We start from the raw sequence: 26,785 nt of genomic DNA on the forward strand, positions 1-26,785 counted from the left end.
ATGTGAAGAGGGGTATAATATGAAGATGAGATTAAAAAAAACAAAGGACAAAAGTAAAGTCTTTCCTAAAATCAAGAAGAATGGTTCTAAAAAGAATTTTAAAGAAACTTTTAAATTTGCCAGTATTCGGATAGAATTGATTGGTTCATTTTTAATACCAGTCATTCTTATTATAGCTTTAGGTATTGTTTCTTACACAAAAGCATCCGATGGTATGATCAGTAATTTTGAAAATTCAAGTTTAATGACACTTGATATGATGAGTGAATATTATGAATTGGGATTCAAAGGAGTAACAAGCAATGCAGTACAATTAAATAACAGTGAAACATTGCAGGATTATTATTCCGGTGATTTTAAGAATAATTCCATGGCAGAAGAGAATCAGTATAAAACAGGTAAAAATATGGTTGTAACCGCTGCAGTATCAGAGGAATTTATAAATGATATTTATGTGATCGGTTCCTATGGAAAGTCGATGTCAGCGAATTCTAATTTTAAATCGGCCATATATAAGGAATTTATTGATTCCACGGAAGGAAAAACTTTTATGGAATTAAACCAGGGAGAAATCTGGTTAGGTGAACATAAGAGTATTGATGCAAGTGTTACTAAAACATCGAAAGATTACTTCATGTCATTAGTTCGCAGGTTCTCTGTGACAGGAAAAGAACTTGGCTATATAGTTATAGATATCAGTAATGATGCAATATTAAAATTATTGGATAAAACAGATTTCGGTCAAGGAAGTATCAGTGGTGTAATTACTCAGGATGGAAAAGAAGTATTAAAAGGTAATTATCCACAGGAGTATTCTTTTGCAAGCCAGAGTTTTTATATTGAAGCACAGAAAAGCGCTGACACAAGTGGTCTTGAGTATGTAAAATTTAATAATAAGAGTTATCTGTTTATTTTTAAGAAGATGGAAACTGGCAATACTATGATCTGCTCTTTAATTCCTGAAACAGAAGTATTAAAACAAGCGGAATCTGTAAAAATAATTACGCTGATACTGGTAGCATTAGGGGTTATTATTGCTCTGGGAATCGGTACTTTCATGGCCTCAGGAATCAGCAGGACAATTAAGATGGCAAACGAAAAACTTAAGTTAGTTGCTGATGGAGATCTTACGGTAGACATTAAGATTAAGAGAAAAGATGAATTTAATATCTTGGGAAAGAGTATTAATAATATGTTCTCCAGTATGAAAATCCTGATCAATAAAATGATCAGTGTAAGCAATACTACCACGAATTCTGCAAATGAAGTATCGGAAGCATCGGGTACATTGTTAAAAACTTCTGAAAATATTGCAATGGCAGTTGCAGATATTGAAGAAGGGGTACATCAGCAGGCCAATGATGCAGAAAACTGTTTAATTCAAATGTCAGGGCTTGCACAGCAGATTAACAGTGTTTATGAGAATACCAATGAAATCGGAGAAAGTGCCAATAATACAAGAAAAAGTGTGAATGATGGAATCATTATCATAGATACTTTAAGTGCAAATGCAAAAGATACCTCTAATATTACCCAATTAGTAATTAAAAACATTCAGGAATTAAATATAGAATCAAAAGCAATTGCAGGAATTATTGGCTCTATTAATGATATTGCAGAACAAACGAATTTATTGTCACTAAATGCTTCCATTGAAGCAGCCAGAGCAGGAGAAGCTGGACGTGGATTTGCCGTTGTTGCTGATGAGATCAGAAAATTAGCAGTACAGTCTGCCCAGGCTGCATCACAGATCGGAACGATTATAGAACAAATTGGGAATAAGACCGGCAAGACCGTAGAAGCAGCAAAGCAGGCAGGGGAAATCGTTGGAAAACAGGAGAATACTTTGGCAGATACAATTACTGTATTCCAGGTGATTAATAAACAGGTCGAAAAATTAACAGGTAATTTATCTGAAATATCTAAGGGTATCGAAAAGATAGAACAAGCGAAAAATGATACTTTAGGTGCGGTAGAAAGTATTTCAGCCACATCGGAAGAAACTGCCGCAGCTTCTACACAACTTGGAATTTCTGCAGAAAGCCAGTTAAAGGCAGTGGAAATGCTGAACCTGGCAGCTGTAAGGCTTAGTGAAGATGCCAATAATCTTCAGGAAACGGCTAACATATTTAAGATTCATTAAGGTTTATGATTTGAATTTACAAGGTACTGTTTGAAAGAAATGTTGTTGATGTTATATGCCGGAGGCGAACAAGAAATGTACGTTTATGGCATATAATATCGATCATGTGTACTTTCAGGCAGTGCATTGACCTGGCAATCCGGAACTTTATTCTGTCAGATAATACTTAAAATGACTGGATATCCAAAATAAATCTTATATTTTACAGTATTTGATAAATGCATTGACGAAGAAAATAAATTGTGTTAGTATAATTTCATAGAAAAGTTGTTTATTATGCCTATTATAATTGTCTAAAAATATACTAAGGTATAGTTACTATGTACTTAAAACCAACTTTAATAAGATAGTTCTTTGACTATTTTGATAAAGGGTGGTTTTTTTTGGAAAGATATAATATTGAACTGGGAGATAGTAATATGCTTTAATATTGCATAGTACAAAAGGAAGGATGAAATTATGGGAGATAATAGAATGAGTCAAGATAAGAATTTTAAAGAGAGTCTAATTCAGATTATGAATACGACAGATTCTGTTGCCAAAAAAGCTGCTGAAGATGCAGGTACAATGGAAGGATTAACTTATATCCTGGAAGATAGTGTGCAGCAGATGAAAGAAGTCGCGTCAGCGAGTAGTAATATGAAGGAATCTTCCAAGTCCACAGATCAAGTTGTATCCGATGGATTCCAGATAGTAGAGAAATTATCTGAAGAGATGACAGATGTAAATGATAAGATGCTTCATACAGTGGATTCCATGCATGATCTCAGTGATCAAAGTACGAAAATATTTGATATCTTAACAACTTTAAATAAAATTACAAGTAAGACGAATCTATTATCATTAAATGCTTCCATTGAAGCAGCCAGAGCCGGGGCAAATGGACGAGGCTTTGCAGTTGTGGCTGAAGAAATAAGAAAACTTGCTGAAAATTCTAAGAATTTTACTAACCAGATCAATGAAATATTAGGGGAAATATTAGGCAAGATCAATGGAGTGACAGAAGAAGTTCTGGCGCAGAAAAGGATTGTTGAAGACTGCAAGAATAATACAGATTCTGTAAGTAATCTATTTGACAATATTCGTGAGAATGTATCAACCGTAACAGAACAAACAGAATATGTGAATGAACAAGCTTCTTTATTAAGTATGGCTTTCGAAAATACATTAGATGAATTCAGAGGAATCAGCGAAAGTTTTATAAATACTGCTAAGAGTATGGAAGATGTGGCAAATCATATTAAAGAGATAGATGAAAAAACAGAAGATGCAGTATCATTAGAGTTAGAAGAAGATTTTAATGAAGAAGTAAATATTTAATTATAAAGATCTGAATTCTTGATGGATTCAGATCTTTTTTAGTTAAAAAATTAGTTTTATGCAGAAACATTTTTCAATTACTAAATAATTTATAGTAGAGAGGAATGGAGGTGATTAGTATGAGTAAATATCTTATAGCAGTTGATAGTGGGCATGGAATGCAGACGGCAGGGAAAAGGACACCGGCAATTCCAAAAGTATGGTTTGGCAAAAAAAAGGGGAGTATTATCCATGAAAAAGAATTTAACAAACCAACAGCTGAATTCCTGATAGAAGCCCTAAAACGTTGTGGGTTTGATACGATTAATGTATCGCCCGGAACGGTAGATATCTCATTAAAGGAACGTTATACTAAGGCAAACAATGTGAATGCAGATATTTTTGTTTCCAAACATTATAATTCTCAGGATAATAAATGGGGAGATGAAAATGGAATTGAAACGATTATCTCTCAGTATGCCAGTGATAAAACAAAACGATTAGCAAAGCTTGTTCAAAAAGAACTGGTAAAGGCGCATAAGCGAAGGGATCGGGGAGTTAAAACAGATATTGAAAGCTCTGGGTTTAATATTGCAGTATTAAGAAATACTAAAATGCCAGCGATTTTGACGGAGAGTGGTTTTATGGATAATTTAGAAGAAGCAAAAACAATGTTGGATCCCGCCTTCCAGAAGAAAGACGCGGAAGCAACCTGCGTTGCTATATGTAAATATTTTAATGTAAAATATGTGAAGCCATTATAAATTATATTGAGTTAAACTTTAATCCTACTTTGTATCTATAGCAACGTATATCTTGCTTATATTGAATAATAATATATCATGAACAAGTTCATGATCTTGTTACATTCGCCAAATGCTTTGCGCTTGGCTCATTATTTTCATTATATCATATCGATATAATTATTTATAAATTAATTCAATGAAACTATTGACGAATTTAAAAATTACGTTTATTATAAGTATATACCCCACAGGGGTGGGGATGAACAAGGTAAAATATGACAAGGAGGATTAAGATGACTCAGAAATCTTTTAAGATAGAGGGAATGACTTGTGCAGCTTGTGCGAAAACAGTAGAGAGAGTTACGAAAAAGCTGTCAGGTGTTTCAGAATCCAATGTAAATCTGGCTACAGAGAAATTAAAAATAGATTTTGATGAAGCAATTATTTCTACTGTAGATATACAGGCGGCAATTGAAAAGGCGGGGTATAAAGCACTGACAGATGCGGCAAATCGTACAATGAAGATAGAAGGAATGACTTGTGCGTCTTGCGCGAAAGCAGTGGAAAGGGCCACCAGAAAGATAAATGGCGTAGTAGAATCCAGTGTGAATTTAGCTACAGAAAAATTAAATATCAGTTATGATCCTGCATTAGTGAAAATCTCTGATATTAAGCATGCTATCGAGAAAGCCGGATATAAAGCAATCGAGGAAGATACTACAGTAGATACAGACAGAGAAAGAAAAGAAAAAGAGATTAAGGTATTATGGAGAAGATTTGTAATATCTGCAATATTTACAATACCATTACTATATATGGCAATGGGACATATGCTGGGATTTCCACTTCCGGATATTTTACATCCAGAGATGTATCCTGCGAACTTTGCCTTGCTGCAGGTTCTTTTGGTAGTTCCATCTATGATAGCCGGATATAAATTTTATACAGTTGGATTCTCTTCTTTATTTAGAAGAAGTCCCAATATGGATTCGTTAATTGCAATCGGTACATCTGCAGCATTTCTTTATGGGATTTATGCGATTATTGAGATATTTAACGGTAAATTCCACTATGTAGATGATTTATATTTTGAAGCAGCAGGTACTATTATAACGCTTATTATGCTCGGTAAATATCTGGAAGCAGTAACAAAAGGGAAAACGTCAGAAGCTATTAAGAAATTAATGGGTCTTGCTCCTAAAACTGCAATTGTAGTTAAAGATGGTAAAGAAATGGAGATCTCTATCGATGATGTGGAAGTTGGAGACATTCTTGTTGTAAAACCAGGAGAGAAAATGCCCGTTGATGGTGAAGTAGTAGAAGGAACAACTTCAGTGGATGAATCCATGTTAACAGGTGAAAGTATTCCTGTAGAAAAAAATATGGGAGACCTAATTATTGGTGCAAGTATTAATAAAAATGGAAGCATTAAATATAAGGCAACAAAAGTTGGGAAAGATACTGCATTAGCTCAAATTATTAAATTAGTAGAAGATGCACAAGGATCTAAAGCTCCAATTGCAAAACTTGCAGATATTATATCCGGATACTTCGTTCCAATCGTTATTATTTTAGCTGTCATTTCAGCTTTGGGGTGGTTCTTTATCGGCGGTGAATCCACAGTATTTGCACTTACTATATTTATCTCAGTATTAGTTATTGCCTGCCCTTGTGCTCTCGGTCTGGCAACACCTACTGCAATTATGGTTGGTACCGGTAAAGGAGCAGAACATGGTGTGCTGATTAAGAGTGGTGTAGCCCTTGAATCTGCACATAAAGTTCAGACTATTGTATTTGATAAGACTGGAACTATAACGGAAGGGAAACCTAAGGTTACTGATATTGTAGTAGCAAATGGAATTACAGAAACAGATTTGTTGCAACTTGCAGCATCAGCAGAAAAAGGTTCAGAGCATCCTCTTGGTGAGGCGATCGTAAAAGGAGCAGAAGAAAAAGGCTTAGAGTTTAAAAAGCTCGATTCTTTTAAAGCAATTCCAGGACATGGAATTGAGGTAGAAATTGAAAACAAAGAGATTTTAGCAGGAAATAGAAAGCTGATGAATGAACGTAATATTTCATTGGAAGACCTTGAAACAACTTCAGACAGATTGGCAAGTGAAGGCAAGACACCTATGTATATTGCAATTGATAATAAAATTGCAGGAATTGTGGCGGTTGCAGATACAGTAAAAGAAAACAGTAAGAAAGCAATTGAAAGATTGCATCATATGGGCATTCAGGTTGCTATGATAACAGGTGATAACAAGAGAACCGCAGAGGCAATTGCAAAGCAAGTGGGTATTGATAGAATTTTAGCAGAAGTTCTGCCACAGGATAAAGCGAATGAAGTGAAAAAGCTTCAAGGAGAAGGTAAGAAGGTCGCAATGGTAGGAGATGGTATTAATGATGCCCCAGCATTAGCTCAGGCAGATATTGGTATAGCCATAGGATCAGGAACAGATGTTGCTATGGAATCTGCAGATATCGTTCTTATGAGAAGTGATTTAATGGACGTTCCAACTGCGATTCAATTATCAAAGAGTACCATTACTAATATTAAGGAGAATCTTTTCTGGGCATTTGGTTACAATACCCTGGGTATACCAGTTGCCATGGGATTACTTCATGTTTTTGGAGGTCCATTATTAAATCCAATGATAGCGGCAGCTGCAATGAGCTTAAGTTCAGTGTCCGTATTAACCAATGCTCTTAGACTTAAGAGATTTAAACCGGCAAAGTAATGAGTGAGTTATAAGAGATTTTGATTCTCTATCACAAAAATAAAAAATACTATATAATTATAAATAAATTTATAATTAATCATTTAGGAGGAAATATATGACTAAGAAAATATCAATTGAAGGAATGAGCTGTAGTCACTGTGTAAACCATGTGAAAGAATCTTTGGAAGAACTAAATGGAGTAACTAAGGTTGATGTTGATTTAGATACTAAGTCAGCAGTGCTTGAATCTTCTGAGGATATCAAAGATGAAGATATTAAATCAGCAATTGATGAAGTTGGTTATGAAGTCGTAGAAATACAGGTTATTTAACAATTAAGGGGACTGTAGCTGTCATACAGTCTCCTTTTTCAAGGAGTCATAATATTTCAAAAGAATGGTAAGAGGTGAAAGAATGTTTCAAAAGATGAAGAAAGTAATTGAAAAATTCTTAGAAGATCTGGCAAGAGAAAATCAGAAGGTCTACGGCAAGGGAGGACTTGATTGCTGTAAGATTAACAGAAATAATTCAGAGAACATGAATAATAAAAAAAATCCATAAAATCTACATATTAATAATTATGATGCTCCCATTTGTTGCGGGGTTTAGTCCGGCGGTTGCAACGGTACTTGGATTTATTGCACCTTTCATCTGTCCTTTAATGATGGGCGGCATGGTATTCATGATGTTTAAGAGTCAGAAAAAATCAAATTGCTGTGATAAGGAAAATATTATTGAATAATATATATAATAAATTCAGAAGCAATTTGGATCAGACAAAAGAATGGGATAATTTCTAACATTATATAAATAACAGTATATATTTTAAAAAAATGAAAATAATAAAAGCATCAACAAATATTAAAATATAGATTGTAGGTGTTAGAATGGGAATTATAAGTTGGATTATTATTGGAGCTCTTGCAGGGTGGCTGGCAAGTATGATTACTGGAAACAATGCAAAAATGGGTGCAGGGAAAAATATCCTTGTAGGAATCGTTGGATCATTTATCGGCGGTTTTGTCATGAACCTTATCGGAGGAGTTGGAATAACTGGCTTTAATATTTGGAGCCTGGTGGTTTCAATTATTGGATCTGTCATTCTATTGCTGATAATAAATGCTTTCAGTAAAAGAAATGTATAAAAATGATTAACATCAATCATTCCAGAGAGAATGGTTGATGTTTTTTTATTTGTGGCTTGTCAATTTTGTTCTTCCGTGATACCATTTATTACAAGTTAGCTATTGCTAACCATGCATTCTGCCATTAATGGAAGAAAGGATTATTTATGAGTTTGGATTTCAATGAATTAATACAATCTTTTACAAAAGCTAATATTGAATTTAGTGATATATATTTAATTACAATTCCACCTGGAGGAAAATCTTTAAACAGTACTACTTCGCCGGGTGTTTGTGGAATTGTGATACCCGTAAAGGGAAAGGCCAGGTTTATCATAGATAAATGGCCGGTTGAATTAGAAAGAGGGGTTATATTACATGCAGGTTCCGGAATGGAACTTTATAAAGAGGTATTGGGAAATTCTGAATGGGAATTTATCCTCCTTCATTATAAAATAGCGGGGGACGAAAATATTAAAAAATATTTGGAAACAAAGAATTTTATCTTAAATATCAGTGCCGGAGGGAGTCTGGAACTGGACCTGTTATTACAGAGACTGCTAAGGCTTGAGAAGGAGAGTGTTCCAATGAAGAGCTTAAAATGCAAAGCTCTTTTATATGCTATATTGGAAGAACTGCTTCAATCAGCGAGGGAAACCATGTTAGATTCAAAGGAAGAATCTATCGAGTTTCTTATAGATTACATACAAGATAATTTAGATAAAAGCCTGACCGTATTCCAATTGGCTGAAAAAGTAGGTATGGATTCCAGGCAATTACATTATCTGTTTTTAAAAAGAATGGGTATCTCTCCTAAAAAATATTTAATACGATGTAAGATAAAACGTGCAAAAGAGCTTTTAGAAAATGAAAATTATTCCATATCCAGAATATCTGATATGGTCGGATACGAAGATCCTCTTCATTTTAGCCGTATTTTTAAAAAGAACATGGGAATATCCCCTAATTTATATCGGAGCAATTTTGAAAAAAATCCATGGAGGATTTGAAAAAATGCCATTTCCTAATTACCTTAGGTGTGGTATAGTTTACAAGTCAATTGAGAATGATAATCATAATCAAGTCAATGTGATTATAAGAACATATGGAGGAATAAGATGAAAAAAATAATCAGATTATTTATGATAACAGCCATAGCTGCAGTCTTTGCAGTTGGATGTACAAAAGAAAATGACAATAACGGAGAAACTGGGACAGAGGTCTCTTCCACGGAAGGAACTGTTGTTGAAGATTCTACTGTTGAAGAAGAATCTTCCGGTTCCCAAAAAGAATATCCATATACATATGTTGATGTTGCAGGAAGAGAAGTTGTTATTGAAAAAGAACCTGTAAATATAGCAGTGGATTACCTGCCTCTTTGGGAAACTTTACTTCTCCTGGATATTACGCCGGTTGCAGCATCCGGTGCCCAAAATTACCTTGCAACCTGGGATGCTTTTCAAGGTATAGATATGGAAGAGGTAATTGATCTTGGTACTTCAGAAGTGAACCTGGAACTTTTACTGGAGATTGAGCCGGATCTTTTTTTACATCAGGTATCTGATCCCGGAAATATTGATGTTACCAATTTTGAGGCTATTTCACCTGTAGCAGTGTTTGGACCTGAGACAAAAATGGATTGGAGATTAAGCCTTCGTGAAGTAAGTAAGCTCGTGGGAAAAGAAGAAAAAGCAGAAGAAGTAATTGCTGAATTTGATAAAAAGATAGCAGATGCACGCGGCAAATTACAGGAAAAGTACAACGGACAAACAGTGCTTCAGATGTCTTTAATGTCTGCTGACCAATATTATTGTGCTTATCGCCCTGTTTTATATGATAAGGAAGCCGGACTTGGTTTATCAGCACCGGAAGGTTACACAACTTCAGAGAACTATGAACAGGTATCTATGGAAGCCATTGTTTCCATGAATCCGGATTATATTTTTGTAAACGTTTTTGATGGAGATGAAGCAATTTATGAGGAAATGACAGGAAATTCTGTATGGCAGTCTTTAAAAGCGGTGCAGGAAGGAAATGTTGTAAAACTTGATGGCTCAGGGCATGCAAATAGTGGATTGGCAACACAGTATACGATTGATAGGATAGTTGATACACTTTTAGCAGAATAATTTGGGGGAATAGGGCTGCTGAAAATAACTTGATTTATCTGGGGACAGGATTTGATTCTGTAGCTGGTGGTTGTCAGGTTATTTACGGCAGACCCTTTTCTAAATTTAACTTAGGATGAATGAAAAGAAAAGTATTTAGGAGCAGTATGTATAAATGAAAAATAAAGTCAAAGCCAAGAAAATCAATAAAAGCAGAAGCCTGATCACAACGGTTATACTTATAGCCGGATTCATACTGCTTTTCATTTTTATGTTAATATCCATTACACAGGGAGCTGCAGCGATTCCGTTATCTACAGTAATAGAGGCATTTACTAATTTTGACAGGGATAATTCCAGTCATCTATTGGTAATGGATATGCGTCTGCCAAGAATAATCGGTGCAGCCTTTGTGGGTAGTGGGTTAGCGGTAGCTGGTGCCCTCATGCAGGGAATGACAAGGAATCCTCTTGCAGATACTGGAATTATGGGACTTAATTCTGGGGCAGGTTTGGCAGTTGCTATCTGTTTTGCTTATTTCAAAGGAGCATCTTACTTTCAAATTGTTTTGGTTTCTTTTTTAGGAGCGGCTATAGGAGCAGCTATGGTTTACATCATCAGTAACCTGGTTCCAGGGAACAATCATCCCATGAAACTTGTACTTGCCGGTGCAACCGTCAGCACTCTTTTATCTGCTCTCAGCCAGGGGATTGCATTAAACAGCAATGTTGCATTAAATGTCACTTTCTGGACTATGGGTTCTGTGGCAGGAACGAATTGGAATCAGATAAAACTGGCTCTGCCTGTGATCGTGACGGCATTTATTGGCTCGGTTGTGATCTCCAGAGGAGTTTCTGCTATAAGCATGGGAGAAGAAGTGGCTTTAGGTCTGGGGGTTAAAATCAAGCTGATAAAATTTTTGGGAACCATGTTTGTGGTTCTATTAGCAGGAACTTCCGTTGCAATAGCCGGAGCAGTTACATTTATAGGAATGATAATCCCACATTTTTCACGATTTTTAGTGGGGCCTGATTATCGATTGATTATTCCGGTCAGTGCTGTATTGGGAGCATTGTTGTTAGTAACAGCAGATTTATTCTCAAAAACCTTCAGTCCTCCTACGGAATTACCTGTGGGTGCAGTCATTGCCCTCCTTGGGGTTCCTGTATTTTTATATTTTGCAAGAAAACAAAAGGGGGATTTATAGTTGAAGAATAAAATCATAAAAACACATTATAAAATATTGATTGCTCTTGTCCTTCTTCTTCCTATATTGTTTTTCATCAGTATGAATGCAGGATATACCCGGATAGGGTTTTCAGAAATATTACATATTTTGGCAGGTAGGGGTTCTATAAAAGATAATATTGTTGTATTCCAGTTCCGGTTACCAAGAATTATCATTGCAATGCTCGTAGGTGCAGGCTTTTCTTTGTCAGGATGTATCTTACAAGGGCTTACCAAAAATCCTCTGGCAGATCCGGGCTTAATGGGAATTAATGCAGGAGCAGGTATTGTTGTATTAATTTTTATGACATTAAGCGGAACCATGATAATGGGAAAAATGATATCTCTTCCAATTTTTTCTTTGATTGGGGCTTTAATAACAGGAAGTATGATTTATATACTATCCAACAGAAAATCTTACGGAATCTCACCTATAAGACTTGTTTTAAATGGTGTGGCCATACAGGCAGGAATTAATGCTGCCATGACTTTATTAATATTGAAGCTGGATGATACCCAGGCGGAATTTTTGACAGCCTGGCAGTCAGGAAGTATATGGAACTCAACATGGAAGTCTATGATCGCCTTATTTCCATGGATATTAGTCGGATTTCTTATTCTCATTTTTATGGCTAGAAAAATGGATGTATTAGTAATGGGAGATGAATTATCCAAAGGACTGGGAGTAGCAGTTATAAAAGAAAAAAGAAAACTGCTTTTTCTGGCGGTAGCCCTTGCGGCAGCTTGTGTTGCAATCAGCGGCAATATTAATTTTGTGGGATTGATTGCTCCCCATTTATCCAGGAGGCTGGTAGGAGCAAGACATAAAATACTCCTTCCCGTCTGTGCCCTGGTAGGGGCTATATTGGTATTAGTAGCAGATATCATTGCAAGGACGGTGATGGAACCGGCGGAGATTCCTACAGGAATTGTAGTTTCCGTTATTGGAGCCCCATATTTCATTTTTCTTTTAGTGAAAAACCGAAAAGCAGCAGGAAATAAATAAAAATTAAAATAAAAATATAAGAAAAGGAATAATAGCGAGGAGGAATCAGAATGGAGAATATCAGGATAAACGGAATCAAGGCAGGGTATAGTGAAAAAGTCGTTATTGAAGATTTGACTATTGATATACCTTTAGGTAAGACGACTGCCATTATTGGACCCAATGGCTGTGGCAAGTCTACTTTATTAAAATCTTTGGGACGAATCTTAAATATTAAAAAAGGAGCTATATATTTGAATGGGAAAGAAATCCATGGAATGCCTACCAAAGAACTTGCCACTAAACTTGCAATCCTGCCCCAGTCACCTACAGCACCAGAAGGACTGACTGTGGAAGAACTGATTTCTTACGGTAGATATCCATATCAGAAAGGATTGGGAAAGTTAAATGAAGAAGATAAAAAAATCATAACTTGGGCTTTGGCTGCAACCAATCTGGAAGAATTAAGATATGAGGCGGTTGATAACCTGTCAGGAGGCCAGAGACAGAGAGTCTGGATCGCAATGGCTTTAGCCCAGGAAACAGATGTGATTTTACTGGATGAGCCAACGACCTATTTAGATATGGCTTATCAGCTTGAGGTATTGGAATTACTTGAGGAATTGAATAAAGATTATAAATGTACGATTATTATGGTACTCCACGATATTAATCTGGCTTCCAGATTTTCGGATTTCATAATCGCAATGGGCTCCGGGAAAATAATAAAGGCAGGATATCTCACTGAAGTTATGACTACCGAAGTATTAAAGGCAGTTTATCGGATACAGGCCAATATAATAAAAGATCCTGATACAGGATGTCCTATCTGCATGTCCTATGGTCTGTTAAATAAAGAAAGAAATAAAAAATTAGTTAGAAGAGGTGCTTAATTGAAGAAAATAGCCATATACGGAAAAGGCGGTATTGGGAAATCCACAACTGTGTCTAATCTTTCGGCAGCTTTAGCCAGTAAAGGAAAAAAGGTAATGCAGATAGGATGTGACCCAAAAGCAGATTCCACAAGAAATCTGACCCAAGGGGTCAAAATTCCCACGGTTCTTGATGTATTGAGGGAGAAAGATAAAGTAGAACTAAAAGACATTGTAACACAAGGGGATCTTGGTGTCTTATGTGTGGAAGCGGGAGGTCCGGTTCCAGGAGTAGGATGTGCAGGCAGAGGGATCATAACTGCATTTGAGAAATTGGAAGAACTCCATGCCTATGAAATCCATAAACCGGATATTGTAATCTATGACGTATTAGGAGATGTAGTATGCGGTGGTTTTGCAATGCCTATAAGGGGAGGATATGCAGAGGAGGTATGTATTGTGACCTCTGGGGAAATGATGTCCTTATATGCAGCAAGTAATATAGCTTATGCAGTAAAAAGTTTTGGTAAGAGGGGATATGCTTCTTTAAAGGGACTTATATTCAATGCCAAGAATATTGAGAATGAAGAGGAACTTGTAACCAATGCTGCAAAAGAAATAGAAACCAATATTATTCACAAAATAGAAAGAAATCCTTTGGTCCAGAAGGCAGAGGATGCAGGCAAAACAGTTGTTTCTGCCTTCCCGGAAAGTGATATGGCCAAAGAGTATAGAAAGCTGGCGGATCTATTGTTTGGTTAGATTTTAAAAGATAAGGAGTTTTATGATAAAAGAAGATTTTAAATTTTTGAACCGACTGTCAGACATTAATAATAATATGGGAATTAAGTTTTTACATAGGGCGGCAGCTCCGGGAAGCCATTGTCCCATGCATATGGCTCTTGCAACAATTAGAAGTATAAAAGGAGTTTCCAGTCTGGTGGTGGGGATGGCGGAATGTGGTTATTACAGTAGATTTGTAGCATGTTCTCCTTATGGTGAATATAAAGAATTGCATTATGTTTATGAACTGGATTCCAATGAAGTGGTATTTGGCTGCAGAAAAGGAGTAAAAAAGGCACTTCTGGAAATGGACAGAGAAGGAGCCAAAGTAATTCTGGTAATCATGACTTGTGTTCCTGCGCTTATCGGGGAGGATATGGAATCCATACTTGAGGAAGTCAATCCCCTTATGAATGAGAAAGCAGTATTTATTGACAGTGCACATTTTAAAAGGAATGGATATCAGTCAGGGTTTTCCGATACTTTAGATCAGCTGGTCCGAACTATGGGCAAGGAAAGGACAGAGAAAAGGAAAAGAGTTAACTTTTTTGGCGGGGCCAGAGGAGGAGAATTTAAATTATTAAAAGATATGATTATACAGAATGGTTATGAAGTAAGTGAATATGCCAGGGGATTTTCTATGGATGATTTATACCGCTCCAGGGAAAGTGCACTGAGTATTATTCTGGACCGCAAGATGTTAAAAGCAGGAAGAACATTAAAAGAAATACAAGGGATACCATATGTCTGTATGGCAGATAGATATACTGGAGATGACATTGCAGGAGGATATGAAGAAATATTTTGCCTTCTTTCTATTACGAACTACAGTGAACTCCTTAAAGGAAGAAAACTTTTAGAGAAGCTTATTCAGGGATCAAAAGAAAAATTTTTAAATATATCCTATATTGCAACCTATCCGGAACTTGATATCCTGCCTGTTGCCATGTTTTTATCCAGTCTTGGGATGGTACCGGAACTACTTCATGTGGAAGAGTTCAATGAAGACAGCCTTCCTTATAAAGAAGGAATAAATGCATTGGGAAGAGATCCTTACATAGCCTATATAACCAATAAGGAGGAGATCCTGGAGGCTTTTGAAGAGCCTGTTACTCTCTCTTTAGGTAACTGCCAGGGGCTAGAGAGAGATAATATCATATCAGATTCTGAGTTAGCTCGCATGTCTTCTTTATGGGGTTTTGAGAGAAGTCAGGCACTTTTAGACTTGATTCTAAAAAATAGGTAATGGAAAGAGAAGAAAGGAAATTTACATGGGACTTTATAGATATGCACCGAGACCTTCAGGAAGAATGGGGTTATTATGGACACTTGGAATGATAAAAGGAGCAGCCATCCTGGAATTTGGCTCCATGGGGCATATGCTTTATGCACAGAGATGGTTATGGCAGTCAAACCCTGATATGGCAAGTAAGCTGTACACCACCCATCTGGATGAAAAAGATATTGCACTGGGAATTACAAAACGCTTTTCCCTTGCAGTTGAGGAAATCATTGAAAAAGAAAATCCTGAAGTTATCTTTGTTCTGCCTTCCACCGTACCAGCAATCACAGGAGTTGATATGGATGTTCTGTGCGAGGAAGCAGAGAATGAATTTGGGAAACAGATTATTATGCTTAAAAAGGGAAGTTTCCATGAGAAACTCCATCATGGGATAGAGGAAGGATTATACTGTCTGGTAAAAGAGCTGGTTGAAAAAGAATCGGTAAACAGGACAGAAGCAGTAACTTACAATCTGATTGGATCCTGCATTGATCTGGCAAAATTTGAAACAGATATATATGAAATGAAGCGGATATTAAAAGACTGCCTTGGTATGGAAGCGGCCTGTATATTGACCTCTGATACTTCCATCTCCCAGATAAAGAAAATGGGAGGAGCACATATTAATCTGGTTATAAGAAGAGAAGGAATAAAGGCTGCAAAAGAACTGAAAGAAAAATTCCATACGGATTATGTGTACGGAAGGCCTTATGGATATCAGGGTACTGTGAGATGGTTGAAACAGATTGGGGACAAGCTTGACCTGGCTTTAAATGAAGAATTTATTGAAAGGGAATTACATGAGGGCAGTTATGGCTTTGACTATTGCAGACAGGCCGCGTCTATTAATCCCCATAAAGCAGGAATTTCTATAGGAGGAAATTATGATGTGGTAAAGGGGATTCTGGACTTTGCAGCCAGGGAAGTGGGACTGGAGAAAAAATATATCTGGTGTGATGCAGCTGATTACGGAGATGATTCCATACCTTATCAGACAGAAGAAGAACTGACAAAGTATATTACAAAAGATCTGGATGGGATCTTAATGGCAGATAAGTCAGCTTATCAAATGGCAGGCAGAAATATGGGACCTATCATCAACAGGAGTCTGGACAACAAAAATTTTAATAAATATGAACCTCCATATGTAGGATTTAGAGGAGCAATGAATTTATGTTCTCTTTGGTTGGAAAATATATTATAACTGAATAAAAAACGTAGTTTTTTGACGGGGCTGCCGCACTTTTCAATCGTTAGCGGGACAGCTCCGTTATTTTTATTTCATAACTCCATAAAATCTCCACAAACAATTGATAAGATGTTAAAAGTTGATGGATTGGTAAGGAGGTACCTATGAGTGAGAAAAACGTCATCAGAATATTAGAAATAGATGGAATGACATGTATTAGCTGCGAAAATAGGATTGAGAAAAAATTAAAGAATACAAAAGGAATAGTAGATGCAGATGTGAATTATAAAACAGGAAAAGCAAAAATCTGTTTTAATTATGAGGAAATTACATTAGAAGAAATCAGAAGTATCATCGAAGGATTGGATTATAAAGTAGTAAGGGGTAATCGAACAGTAAAGAATGAAAATACTATATTGCAGATTATCCCAGCCGCTATAATTTTATTCTCGTTATATACGATTATAAACCGATTAGGAGGATTTAATATTATCAACGCATTCCCAGTAGCTAAAGAAGGTATGGGATATGCCATGTTATTTGTTATAGGGTTGCTCACTTCAGTTCATTGTGTAGCAATGTGTGGTGGAATCAGCCTTTCTCAATGTGTTCCCCATAACGCAACGACCGGTGGGAATAAAAGTAAATTCCAAACACTTCGTCCGACGTTTCTTTATAATCTGGGAAGAGTAATATCTTATACGGTTGTGGGAGGAATTGTTGGAGCATTAGGATCTGTTATCAGTTTTTCAGGGGCGGCCAAAGGGATTGTGCAATTAGTTGCCGGATTATTCATGATGATCATGGGGCTGAATATGCTAAATATTTTTCCGTGGCTTAGAAAATTAAATCCACATATGCCAAAGATATTTGCTGAAAAAATTAATGAAGGTAAGAAGAATAATGGACCTTTATATATAGGTTTATTAAATGGTCTTATGCCATGCGGACCTCTCCAGGCAATGCAAATATATGCGTTATCTACCGGCAGCCTTATTGAAGGAGCTGCATCTATGTTTTTATTTAGTTTAGGGACAGTGCCATTAATGTTTGGGTTTGGTGCTCTTAGCTCCTTTTTAAGTCAGAAATTCACTCATAAAATGATTAAAGTGAGTGCGGTATTGGTTGTAATATTAGGTGTATTTATGTTTGGCAATGGAATGAATTTATCTGGAATTTCACTTCCGTCCATTTCAGGAGTAGCAAAAGGGAATAATAGTAACAGTAATAGTGCCGGTAGTAATGTTGCCCGTATAGTCGACGGAGTTCAGGAGGTAACATCATCTCTTGCATCTGGCAGATATGAACCAATTACTGTACAAAAAGGTATTCCGGTAAAGTGGACCATTAAAGCGGAAGAAAGAGATATCAATGGATGTAATTATAGTATTGTAATACCAAAATTAGACCAACAGTATCAGTTAAATCCAGGAGATAATGTAATTGAATTTACACCAGCAGAAAGTGGAACGATTCCCTATAGCTGCTGGATGGGTATGATTCGAAGCAGTATTACAGTTGTAGATGATATTAATGATATTGACGTTACAGAATCTAATACTGCTCCAGATACAGACATATCAGAAAGTTATAAAATTCCAACGGATAATGTAGCAATAGCACAGATAAATGATGGGATTCAAACGGTAAAGATTGATATGGATGATACGGGATTCCAACCTGCCATTGTTGTTTTACAAGCTGGCATAGAAACAACAATGACCATCAATGCAACAAAAATAAGTGAAAGCAATAGCATTTTGGGTTTCCCGATTTATTATGCACAGATTAATATGAAAGAAGGTGAAAATCCAATTTCTTTGATTCCGGATGTAGATTTTGATTTTTCAGCAATAGATGCTTCTTTTTCTGCATATGTAAAGGTAGTAGATGATATTAGCAATATTGATATTGAAGCAATTAAGGAAGAAGTAAAAAATTACGAACCAACGGACCAGGATTTTCTTAATAATTTTGTAGGTGATGGGGTATCATGTCATTAAAAATAAAGAATAAAAAAGGATAGGTAAAATATTATGAAGAAAAAATTAATTTTATCAACGTTAGTAGTTGCATCAATAATTTCACTGACGGCATGTAAACAGACAGATGTTGTGGGAAAAGAATCGATCAATTCCTTTCAAAAGGTTTTAAATGCAGTTCCAGATAGTATAACGGCAGATAACGATAACAATGGATGGTCACTTCGCGCACCGGATGAAAGTGCAAGGTTTATTTGGAGCAAAGATTTTAGCAGTAGTTCCATGTACGATGCCATGATTGAATTTGATGCAAAGCCATTTATTGATGCAGGTCTGGATGTAACTAAATTGCCAGAAGGTATGATAAATGAAGATAAAATATTAATCGGAGCAGATCTTGGAGATGAAAGTTTAACTTATGACGGGGAAGCCACACCTTTGGAATCATACAAAAAAATCGTTGATTTAAAACGGGATTCTGTTACTTATCATAAGGCATTAGACCATTATGGCATCAGTTTATCTAATGGAAATGTTTTTGAGTGGGCAAAAGATATGGACAAAAACGATAAAGATATTGTATTTGCATTAAATCCGGAAATATTTATAAATGCTGGTGTAGATCCAGAAAAAGTGGATGGATGGGTTTTTGCAAAAGTTGAGGTTATGGATATGAATGGAAAAGATATAGAAGTCGATAAATTTCTCAAACCATTTAATCTACAATAGTAGAAGATAAACAGTAAATGCTCATTATAGTTAAAATCCTATTAAAATTAGCAATAAATCCAATTATTTGGAATTACTGCTAATTTTTTGGTATAGAGTTTATTACACACTTGTATTATATTATTATTTGTATAAAACCCGGCTAAATTCAGTTGAATTCTATAGTTTAGTGGCATTACCATATATTAACCGTTGCAAGTTTGTCACATTGTGCTATAATAACTCTGTAATATATATTTAATATATTTGTAACAAGTAATTTGTTTACATATCACGGAGGCACTTATGACGAAAAATATAAAAAAGGTAGCTACATATTGTTTGATTGGAACAGTTTTCTTTTCAGGGAAAACACTTGTTACGAAGGCAGCTGAATTGCCGGTAGCAGGAATTGATGTCGTACTAAATGATTTTTATTTAACGGCTAATGATGAGAATGGGAATATTACTAATTTATTAGAACCAGTAAATTCAGAGTATCAAAACTTGGCAATATCTAAGGTTGTGAACTATGTTAACATCCGAAAAAAAGCCAGTGAAAAAAGTAAGGTGGTAGGAAAGCTGTATAGCAATTCAGCAGCAACTATCGTTGACAAAAAAGGTGACTGGTATAAAGTAAAATCAGGAAGTGTAACTGGGTACATAAAAGGAGAATATCTGGTAACTGGAGAAAAAGTAGAAAAGCTTGCAAAAAAAGTAGGTGAAAGAATTGCTACAGTTACAACTACAACTTTAAAGGTAAGAGAAAAAGCCAGCCTAAAAGCTCCAGTTGTTACTTTGATACCAATTGATGAAGAACTTGAAGTGGTGAAGGAAGTAGATGGATGGGCGAAAGTATCTTTAGATTCAGATGTTATAGGTTATGTTTCTTCAGACTATATAAAGGTCAGAACAGAATATAAGGAAGCAGAATCCATAGCAGAAGAAAAGGCCAGATTAAAAGCGGAAGAGGCTGCAAGACAAAATCAGGAAGCAGGAAACTCACGAGAAACAGCCAATACATATAATACGAATGCAACAACATCCAATACAAAAAGGGCAACGAAAAAGGTAAGTAAAGCAAGTTATTCTATTCCGTCTAATACCAGTACATCAGGAAATAGACAGGCCATTGTAAATTATGCGTTAAAATTTGTAGGGAATCCATATGTCTGGGGTGGAACAAGTTTAACAAATGGTGCCGATTGTTCAGGGTTCACTCAATCAGTCTTAAGAAATTTTGGAATAAGTATTCCAAGAGTATCAAGAGAACAAGCATATGCAGGAAGAACGGTATCTTTAAGTGATATTCAACCAGGTGATTTAATATTCTATACAAGCGGCGGATCTATTAACCATGTTGCAATGTATATTGGAAATGGACAAGTAGTTCATGCCAGCAGCCGAAAAACAGGAATTAAAATTTCAAATTATACATACAGACAACCTTATAAAGCTGTAAGCTATATTAATTAGAAATGAAGGAATACAAAATGAATAAAAAGAATATGAAATATCTGGTGTTGTCAGCATCAGCAGTAGTAATGATAGTATTGGTGATACTTTCAAATATTAATGGAAAAAAGGACAATACTAAGGAGTCTGCCAATAATGAGGAAATCGCTAATACTGCAATGATAAGTGAAAGTGAGAATAATTCTTTACTTGCAGAAGAAACAGAAGCTCCAATTACGGAAGAAATCCAATTTGAGATTGAAAAGTTAATAGAGAATTATTATGATGTATCAAAAAAAGTGGATGAAAAACTCATTGAAAGTGATTCTACCAAAGATAACAGTCAGACTGTGAAGGAGATCAATGAGAAAAGGGAAGGAATTGAATCCTATAAAAATATAAAAACATATGTTAGACCAGGATTAGAAGAAAGTACATATGTAGTATATACAACCTATGAGATGAAATTTCACAGCATCAAGACACTTGCCCCAGGAATGAGCGTTCTCTATGTGGCAAAAGATGAGAATAATGAATATGCTATATTAGATCGGCCGGAGGATAACCAATTAAATGAATATATTAATGAATTAACTAAGGATGAAGAAATTGCCGGTTTAATTCTGGACGTGAATACAAGATTAAACAAAGCTATGGAAAAAGATAAGACTTTGAAATCTTTTGTAAAATCACTTGAAAATATTGCAGACAAAGAAAAAGAATCAAAATAGGAACAAAAGCACCAAGTCTCCATGAAAAGAGAAATTTGGTGCTTTTTGTGTGAAAAGCATTATATGCAATATTTCGAGCATTTTATAGGATGTACATTGAAAAAAATGTGTAATACAATATAGTAAAGATAGAATAATTCTCGGAGGAAATTATAATGAAGATTGTAATGGAAAAGTATCGTGGATACGGTAATGATTTTCTCATTTGGGATCCAGTTAAAAATAAAATGGATTTAGATTTAAATAGGGCAAAAGCAATTAAAAAAAGTAATTTAGGATTTGGAGCCGCAGGTATATTATATGGACCGATTATGGAAGATAATAATATGTTTTTTAAGGTTTTTAATGGCGATGGCTGTGAAGAGGAATTAGACAACAGGAATAAAAAGATTTTCTTAAGATATATGAAAGACGCCGGATATGACCCGTTAGAATCCTGTATGGTGTCCTCTTTAAAAGAAGATATAGCTTATAATATACAGGATGATATTCATAATATTGGATTTATCATATTAAATAATGAATTTGTGAAAGAACTGGAAATCATGAAATAAATGTGATTTGAATCATTTTTTCATCCTTGAACTCTTAGTATAATATGTTTAAACAATACAAGACAAAAATATTTTGCTTGGTCTGGAGGGCATATTATGAAAATAGTTTATTATAGTGGAACAGGTAATACTGAAAAAATGGCAAAATTAATCGGAGAGGGAGTTCAACTTAGTGGCTCCGATGTGGAATTAGTAGAGGTGTCAAATATTACGAAGGAAGAACTGCTAAAAGAAGAGGTGTTGATTCTGGGTTCTCCGGCGTGTGGAGTGGAATCCATAGAGGAAACAGTTATGGAGCCCCTGATCGATTCTCTGGAAGGAGAGATCAACGGCAAAAAAGTTGCTTTGTTCGGATCCTATAGCTGGGGGCAGGGTGAATGGATGGAGGACTGGGAAGATAAGATGAAATCCTATGGTGCAGATATCATTGTGAACAGCCTTATCTTACTGGAAGATCCATTTGGAAACGAAGATGAATGCAGAGAATTTGGAAAGGCAATCATAGAATATGTAAAATAAATGAAAGGAGCTTAAAGAGCTCCTTTTATAATTTCCCCTAAAAAGATAAATAAGTAATAATAAAGAGAACAATGACGAGTTTTAGCGTTTACAAATCATAGAATAAAGTGTTATAATTTAGGAATAACACTAAACATTGGAGGTTATTCTATGTGGAGAAAAGGTAAAAAAGTTGCGAATGAAAAGAAAAGTACCGGGGATAGTCTAGACAAATTATTAAGTTGGGATTTCAGGGAGGATTCCTTTGAAAATCCAGGTAATAAAAAACAGGATTTGGCTTATAATAACTACAAAGCATATTTTACACAATTTAAGAATGATTTTGATAATGTAAGAGATATTTCCAGCCAATTGGAAGGTGTAATTGAAGGGATGGTAGAGGCATCCCGCAGTGTCAGAATGTCGGCAGAATATATTGCACAGGGGTCCCAAAGCCAGGCAGAAGATGTTGGCCATTGTATGAACGTGGCGGATAATCTGGCAGATAAAATTAATAGTATGGATAATAAATCCAAAGAATTAATTCAATTAGCCCATGAAATGAATGAAGAAAATTCAAGCGGCAAGGAAGCGATTGATAACCTTACATTAAATCAGGAAAAGAACCAAAAAGTAATTAAATCAATTACAGAAGAGATTTACCTTTTATTAGATAAGACAAAGAAAATCAATGAAGTAACCCAAGTGTTATATACGATAGCATCCCAAACGAATCTTTTGGCATTGAATGCCTCAATAGAAGCAGCAAGAGCTGGGGAGGCAGGGAAGGGATTTGCAGTCGTTGCCGACGAAGTCAGAAAACTTTCCGAAGAAAGCAGATTAGCAAGTGAACATATTAATGATTCCATTTCAGATATTACTAAAGAATTAGATAACTTAAAGCAGACAATTGATATGTCAGGAACGACTTTTGAGGAACAGACACAGGCAGTAGAAAAAGTTACTAAGACAATGGAAGGTGTCAGTACATCCGTTGATCAATTTATTGAAAGACAGAAAGAATTTAATAAAGACGTAGAAGAATTATCGGGAGATAAAGAAAGACTAATTACTTCCATAAGCAGTATAGCATCTGTTGTACAGGAAGCTTCTGCCACAACAGAGGAAGTTGCAAGTTTGACTATTACCCAGGATAGTAATGCCGGTTTATTAGTTAAGATGGCTCGTGACTTATGTGGTAAGGTTGAATTTATCGATAAAAACTCGAAACAAATTCATACAGCATCCATACATATAAAGAAGAAAAAGGTGGCAATGATCTGGGATCTGGATGATCCTTTCTGGGAACCGGCTACGAAAGAAGCCAATAAAACTGCAAAAGTTCTTGGATATGATATAACTATATTCGCTCCTAAGGTCAGAGGAAATGCTGGTACAGCTCAGATGATTGAACATTTGGACCAGATTTTATCCTCCGATTATGATGCGATTGTCATTTCTCCAATTGATGACTTAAAAGTAGCAGACAGATTGAAAAAGGCAGCTGATCAGGGAATTAAGATTATATTTATTTTATCAACAGTAGACGGAGTACCATATGAAGCGTTAGTAGGTACAAATTCAATTCAATGTGGTGTGAATGCCGGAAAGACTGCGAAACAGTTATTAGATAATAAAGGCGAAATTATTGTTGGTATGTGGGCAGATAATAAACTGGACAGTATTGAAAAACGTGCAGAAGGATTTATTAATGAAATAAAGTCTGAGCATAATATCAAAATCAATTTAGTTGATGTTGTGGGAGAACCAAGTGAGGAAGATGCTGAGAGAATTATTAGCAAGATGTTAAAAGATCATCCTGATACAGATCTGGTATACGCAACAAATGTTGGCTGGGGTCTTGCCTATGGCAAATATTTTGAAAAACATCCAAAAGATATTAAAGTTGTTACAATAGACTTCACAAAAGATGTTGCAAAATATATGAAGAAGGGTAAAATCACTGCTGCCATTGCCCAACGTCCATTTGCATGGGGATCTGTGACACTGGAACTTCTTGGGAACATTTTTGATGGAAAAGAAGTTAAAAAATATACAGATACGGGTACATATGAAGTTAATATGAATAATATACAGATCTTTGAACAAAGATTTTAGTTTGGTGAATTTAATGTAATAATTTTAAATTAGAAAAAGAACTGGTGCAAAGTTGATCCTTAACTCTATTGCACCAGCTTTTTTCATATGTATTACTTGACCTTTAAAAATCAGAATGTTAAATTAAAGAAGTATTTTATTATTAATGAATGAAATATAGCGTATAATAAACTATATATCATTAATGACTATAGTTCATATGAAAGGAGTCAATATGTTTGAAAATATAATATCATTAAATGGAGTGAGTTTTATTCTGGTCTTTTTGGAGGGGGTAATTTCCTTTTTTTCGCCATGTGTGATACCACTAATACCAGTTTATATAAGTTATTTGGCTGGGAATACCAGATCAGAGGGGGAAGATGGCAGTATTTCATATTCCAGAAAGAAAGTATTCCTACATACAGTATGTTTTGTTCTAGGTATTTCCTTTGCTTTTTTCATACTTGGAATGACTTTTTCAGCTTTAGGCACATTTTTTAATCGCAATCAGATGATTTTTACTAAAGCAGGAGGAATCTTGATACTTATACTGGGGTTATTTCAGCTGGGAGTTTTTGATTTCAAATTTTTGCAAAGAGAGAGAAGAATACATCTTCCTCTTAGTGAAAAAGAGGTGAATCCTTTCATAGCCTTTATTATGGGCTTTACATTTAGTTTTGCATGGACTCCTTGTGTCGGTCCGGCGTTATCCTCTGTTTTAATATTGGCTTCTGGGGCGAAAAGTTCTGAACTTGGCTATCTTCTTGTCCTATTATATACCATAGGATTTATTATTCCATTTTTAGCATTAGGTCTGTTTACTACACAGGCTTTAAACTTTATTAAAAAGAATAAGAAATTGGTCCGCTATGCTATTAAAACAGGCGGAATTATCTTAATCATCATGGGAATCATGACATTTACCGGATGGATGAACGGGATATCAGGATATCTGAACAATTATGGTAATTCAACAGGGCAAGAGAAGATAGACAGTGAATCCAAAAAGGATTCTAAAGATATTATTGTAGAAGATGATGATAATACCAAAGAAGATACTTCTTCTAAAGAAGACCAAACAGATGAAAATGTACAAGAGGATGAAAACAGGCTGGATAAAGAAAAGATACCTGCAATTGATTTTACACTAAAAGATCAATATGGAAAAGAGCATACCCTTTCTGATTATAAAGGAAAAGTAGTTTTCTTAAATTTCTGGGCATCCTGGTGTGGACCTTGTAGAGAAGAAATGCCGCATATTGAGGAACTATATAAAGAATATAATTATAATCAGGAAGATGTGGTGATTATTGGTGTTGCAAATCCAAGAAGTAATCAATATCCAAACAATGCAGATGAAGATATGGCTACGGTTAAAAAATTCCTGGAAGATGAAGAACTTACTTTTCCTGTAGTATTTGACGAGACAGGAGAAGTATTTCAAAGCTATTACATTAATTCATTTCCAACAACTTTCATGATTGATAAAGAAGGAAATGTTTATGGTTATGCTCCGGGTAAACTTACAAAGGATATTATGGAAAATATCATCAATGAAACTATGAACTCCACAAAATAGGCTGATAAAAATAAATAATTCATAATTTAAAAGGCTGCATATTTCTCAAAATATGCAGCTTTTTAATATTAATCTTTCCAATTTTTATAATAATAAATTGCTATCTGAGTCCGGTCCCTAAGGTCTAATTTTTCTAATATTGTACTTATATAATTTCTCACAGTTCCTTCGCTTAAAAATAAAAGTTCAGCAATTTCCTTATTAGATAAACCTTCGGCTATCTGAATGATAATAGAGTATTCTTTTTCTGTAATCCCATCTTCCAAATAGGTATGGGATTTTTTTGCAGGTGTCATTAGTTTAGGGAGTTTGGTTACAATTTCATTACCATAAACATTTTGACCGGCATATACTGCTTTGATAGAAGGAACGATACTTTCAAAGTTCTGCTTTAGCATGTATCCCTTAGCGCCGATATTTAAAGCTTTAATAATATAATCATCATCTAAAAAGGTGGTCAGATACAATATCTTGGCCGAAGTATGCTTTTTAAGTATTATTTCTCCTGCTTCAAGACCAGATATGCCATTCATACGGATATCCATAAGCAAGACATCTGGAAGTAAGGAGTGATACATAGCAATTGCAGATTCTCCGTCATTACCAATTCCTGTAACGGATATATCCGGCTCTGCATCTAAAATAATTTTTAAGGAAGAACATACTAATTTATCGTCGTCTATAATCAATACTTTCAT

General features: G+C 35.3%; 24 protein-coding genes. 23 read left to right on the plus strand and 1 reads right to left on the minus strand.

The features are described from left to right. The first annotated feature begins 19 nt into the window (after positions 1-19). From EDD66_RS03415 to EDD66_RS03520, 23 genes are all read left to right on the plus strand, one after another. Positions 20-2,143, plus strand: a complete 2,124-nt coding sequence (locus EDD66_RS03415) for a methyl-accepting chemotaxis protein (protein WP_123608163.1) — start codon at positions 20-22, stop codon at positions 2,141-2,143. A 474-nt stretch (positions 2,144-2,617) separates the two neighbouring features. Then, complete coding sequence (locus tag EDD66_RS03420; RefSeq protein ID WP_170164238.1) at positions 2,618-3,463, plus strand: methyl-accepting chemotaxis protein; 846 nt, start codon at positions 2,618-2,620, stop codon at positions 3,461-3,463. A gap of 119 nt (positions 3,464-3,582) precedes the next feature. Further along, on the plus strand, positions 3,583-4,206 hold the full coding sequence (locus EDD66_RS03425; RefSeq protein ID WP_123608165.1) for an N-acetylmuramoyl-L-alanine amidase family protein: 624 nt from the start codon (positions 3,583-3,585) through the stop codon (positions 4,204-4,206). A 275-nt stretch (positions 4,207-4,481) separates the two neighbouring features. Continuing rightward, a complete protein-coding gene (locus EDD66_RS03430; protein WP_123608166.1) occupies positions 4,482-6,929 on the plus strand; it encodes a heavy metal translocating P-type ATPase in 2,448 nt (815 codons plus the stop codon). Positions 6,930-7,026: 97 nt separating this feature from the next. Further along, positions 7,027-7,242, plus strand: coding sequence for a heavy-metal-associated domain-containing protein (locus tag EDD66_RS03435; RefSeq protein ID WP_123608167.1), 216 nt, complete (start codon positions 7,027-7,029; stop codon positions 7,240-7,242). An 82-nt stretch (positions 7,243-7,324) separates the two neighbouring features. Next, complete coding sequence (locus tag EDD66_RS18635) at positions 7,325-7,471, plus strand: LDCC motif putative metal-binding protein (protein WP_243115287.1); 147 nt, start codon at positions 7,325-7,327, stop codon at positions 7,469-7,471. 326 nt (positions 7,472-7,797) lie between these two features. Continuing rightward, positions 7,798-8,055, plus strand: coding sequence for a GlsB/YeaQ/YmgE family stress response membrane protein (locus tag EDD66_RS03445; protein ID WP_123608168.1), 258 nt, complete (start codon positions 7,798-7,800; stop codon positions 8,053-8,055). Between the two features lie 146 nt (positions 8,056-8,201). Further along, the gene (locus EDD66_RS03450) at positions 8,202-9,044 is read left to right on the plus strand and encodes a helix-turn-helix domain-containing protein (protein ID WP_123608169.1); all 843 of its coding nucleotides are present in this window, start codon (positions 8,202-8,204) and stop codon (positions 9,042-9,044) included. 108 nt (positions 9,045-9,152) lie between these two features. Continuing rightward, positions 9,153-10,163, plus strand: a complete 1,011-nt coding sequence (locus EDD66_RS03455) for an ABC transporter substrate-binding protein (protein ID WP_123608170.1) — start codon at positions 9,153-9,155, stop codon at positions 10,161-10,163. A 154-nt stretch (positions 10,164-10,317) separates the two neighbouring features. Then, positions 10,318-11,349, plus strand: a complete 1,032-nt coding sequence (locus EDD66_RS18640; RefSeq protein ID WP_170164239.1) for a FecCD family ABC transporter permease — start codon at positions 10,318-10,320, stop codon at positions 11,347-11,349. Beyond that, on the plus strand, positions 11,350-12,375 hold the full coding sequence (locus EDD66_RS18365) for a FecCD family ABC transporter permease (protein ID WP_243115288.1): 1,026 nt from the start codon (positions 11,350-11,352) through the stop codon (positions 12,373-12,375). A 50-nt stretch (positions 12,376-12,425) separates the two neighbouring features. Continuing rightward, positions 12,426-13,247, plus strand: coding sequence for an ABC transporter ATP-binding protein (locus EDD66_RS03465; protein WP_123608171.1), 822 nt, complete (start codon positions 12,426-12,428; stop codon positions 13,245-13,247). Continuing rightward, positions 13,248-13,988 carry a nucleotide-binding protein gene (locus tag EDD66_RS03470; RefSeq protein ID WP_123608172.1) on the plus strand — a complete coding sequence of 247 codons (741 nt, stop codon included), beginning with the start codon at positions 13,248-13,250 and terminating at the stop codon, positions 13,986-13,988. It begins immediately after the preceding gene. 22 nt (positions 13,989-14,010) lie between these two features. Beyond that, positions 14,011-15,255: a nitrogenase component 1 gene (locus EDD66_RS03475; RefSeq protein ID WP_123608173.1), complete on the plus strand. Its 1,245-nt coding sequence runs from the start codon at positions 14,011-14,013 to the stop codon at positions 15,253-15,255. 25 nt (positions 15,256-15,280) lie between these two features. Continuing rightward, positions 15,281-16,495 carry a nitrogenase component 1 gene (locus EDD66_RS03480; protein WP_123608174.1) on the plus strand — a complete coding sequence of 405 codons (1,215 nt, stop codon included), beginning with the start codon at positions 15,281-15,283 and terminating at the stop codon, positions 16,493-16,495. A 149-nt stretch (positions 16,496-16,644) separates the two neighbouring features. Beyond that, positions 16,645-18,483 (plus strand): urease accessory protein UreH domain-containing protein, encoded by a 1,839-nt coding sequence (locus EDD66_RS03485; RefSeq protein ID WP_123608175.1) that lies wholly within the window; start codon positions 16,645-16,647, stop codon positions 18,481-18,483. 33 nt (positions 18,484-18,516) lie between these two features. After that, a complete protein-coding gene (locus EDD66_RS03490) occupies positions 18,517-19,191 on the plus strand; it encodes a hypothetical protein (RefSeq protein ID WP_123608176.1) in 675 nt (224 codons plus the stop codon). A gap of 285 nt (positions 19,192-19,476) precedes the next feature. Then, positions 19,477-20,646 (plus strand): C40 family peptidase, encoded by a 1,170-nt coding sequence (locus EDD66_RS03495; RefSeq protein WP_123608177.1) that lies wholly within the window; start codon positions 19,477-19,479, stop codon positions 20,644-20,646. A gap of 17 nt (positions 20,647-20,663) precedes the next feature. After that, positions 20,664-21,356, plus strand: coding sequence for a hypothetical protein (locus EDD66_RS03500; RefSeq protein ID WP_123608178.1), 693 nt, complete (start codon positions 20,664-20,666; stop codon positions 21,354-21,356). A gap of 155 nt (positions 21,357-21,511) precedes the next feature. After that, entirely contained in the window at positions 21,512-21,910 is a 399-nt protein-coding gene (locus EDD66_RS03505; protein WP_123608179.1) for a hypothetical protein, read from the plus strand. A gap of 96 nt (positions 21,911-22,006) precedes the next feature. After that, positions 22,007-22,429 (plus strand): flavodoxin, encoded by a 423-nt coding sequence (locus tag EDD66_RS03510; protein ID WP_123608180.1) that lies wholly within the window; start codon positions 22,007-22,009, stop codon positions 22,427-22,429. Between the two features lie 150 nt (positions 22,430-22,579). Continuing rightward, positions 22,580-24,526 (plus strand): substrate-binding domain-containing protein, encoded by a 1,947-nt coding sequence (locus EDD66_RS03515; protein ID WP_123608181.1) that lies wholly within the window; start codon positions 22,580-22,582, stop codon positions 24,524-24,526. A gap of 214 nt (positions 24,527-24,740) precedes the next feature. Then, positions 24,741-26,087, plus strand: coding sequence for a cytochrome c biogenesis protein/redoxin (locus tag EDD66_RS03520; protein ID WP_123608182.1), 1,347 nt, complete (start codon positions 24,741-24,743; stop codon positions 26,085-26,087). 68 nt (positions 26,088-26,155) lie between these two features. On the opposite strand, the gene EDD66_RS03525 is transcribed toward EDD66_RS03520, so the two are convergent. Further along, the gene (locus EDD66_RS03525) at positions 26,156-26,785 is read right to left on the minus strand and encodes a response regulator transcription factor (RefSeq protein WP_123608183.1); all 630 of its coding nucleotides are present in this window, start codon (positions 26,783-26,785) and stop codon (positions 26,156-26,158) included.

Origin of the sequence: Mobilisporobacter senegalensis (assembly GCF_003752155.1) — a bacterium.
GTDB lineage: Bacteria > Bacillota > Clostridia > Lachnospirales > Lachnospiraceae > Mobilisporobacter > Mobilisporobacter senegalensis.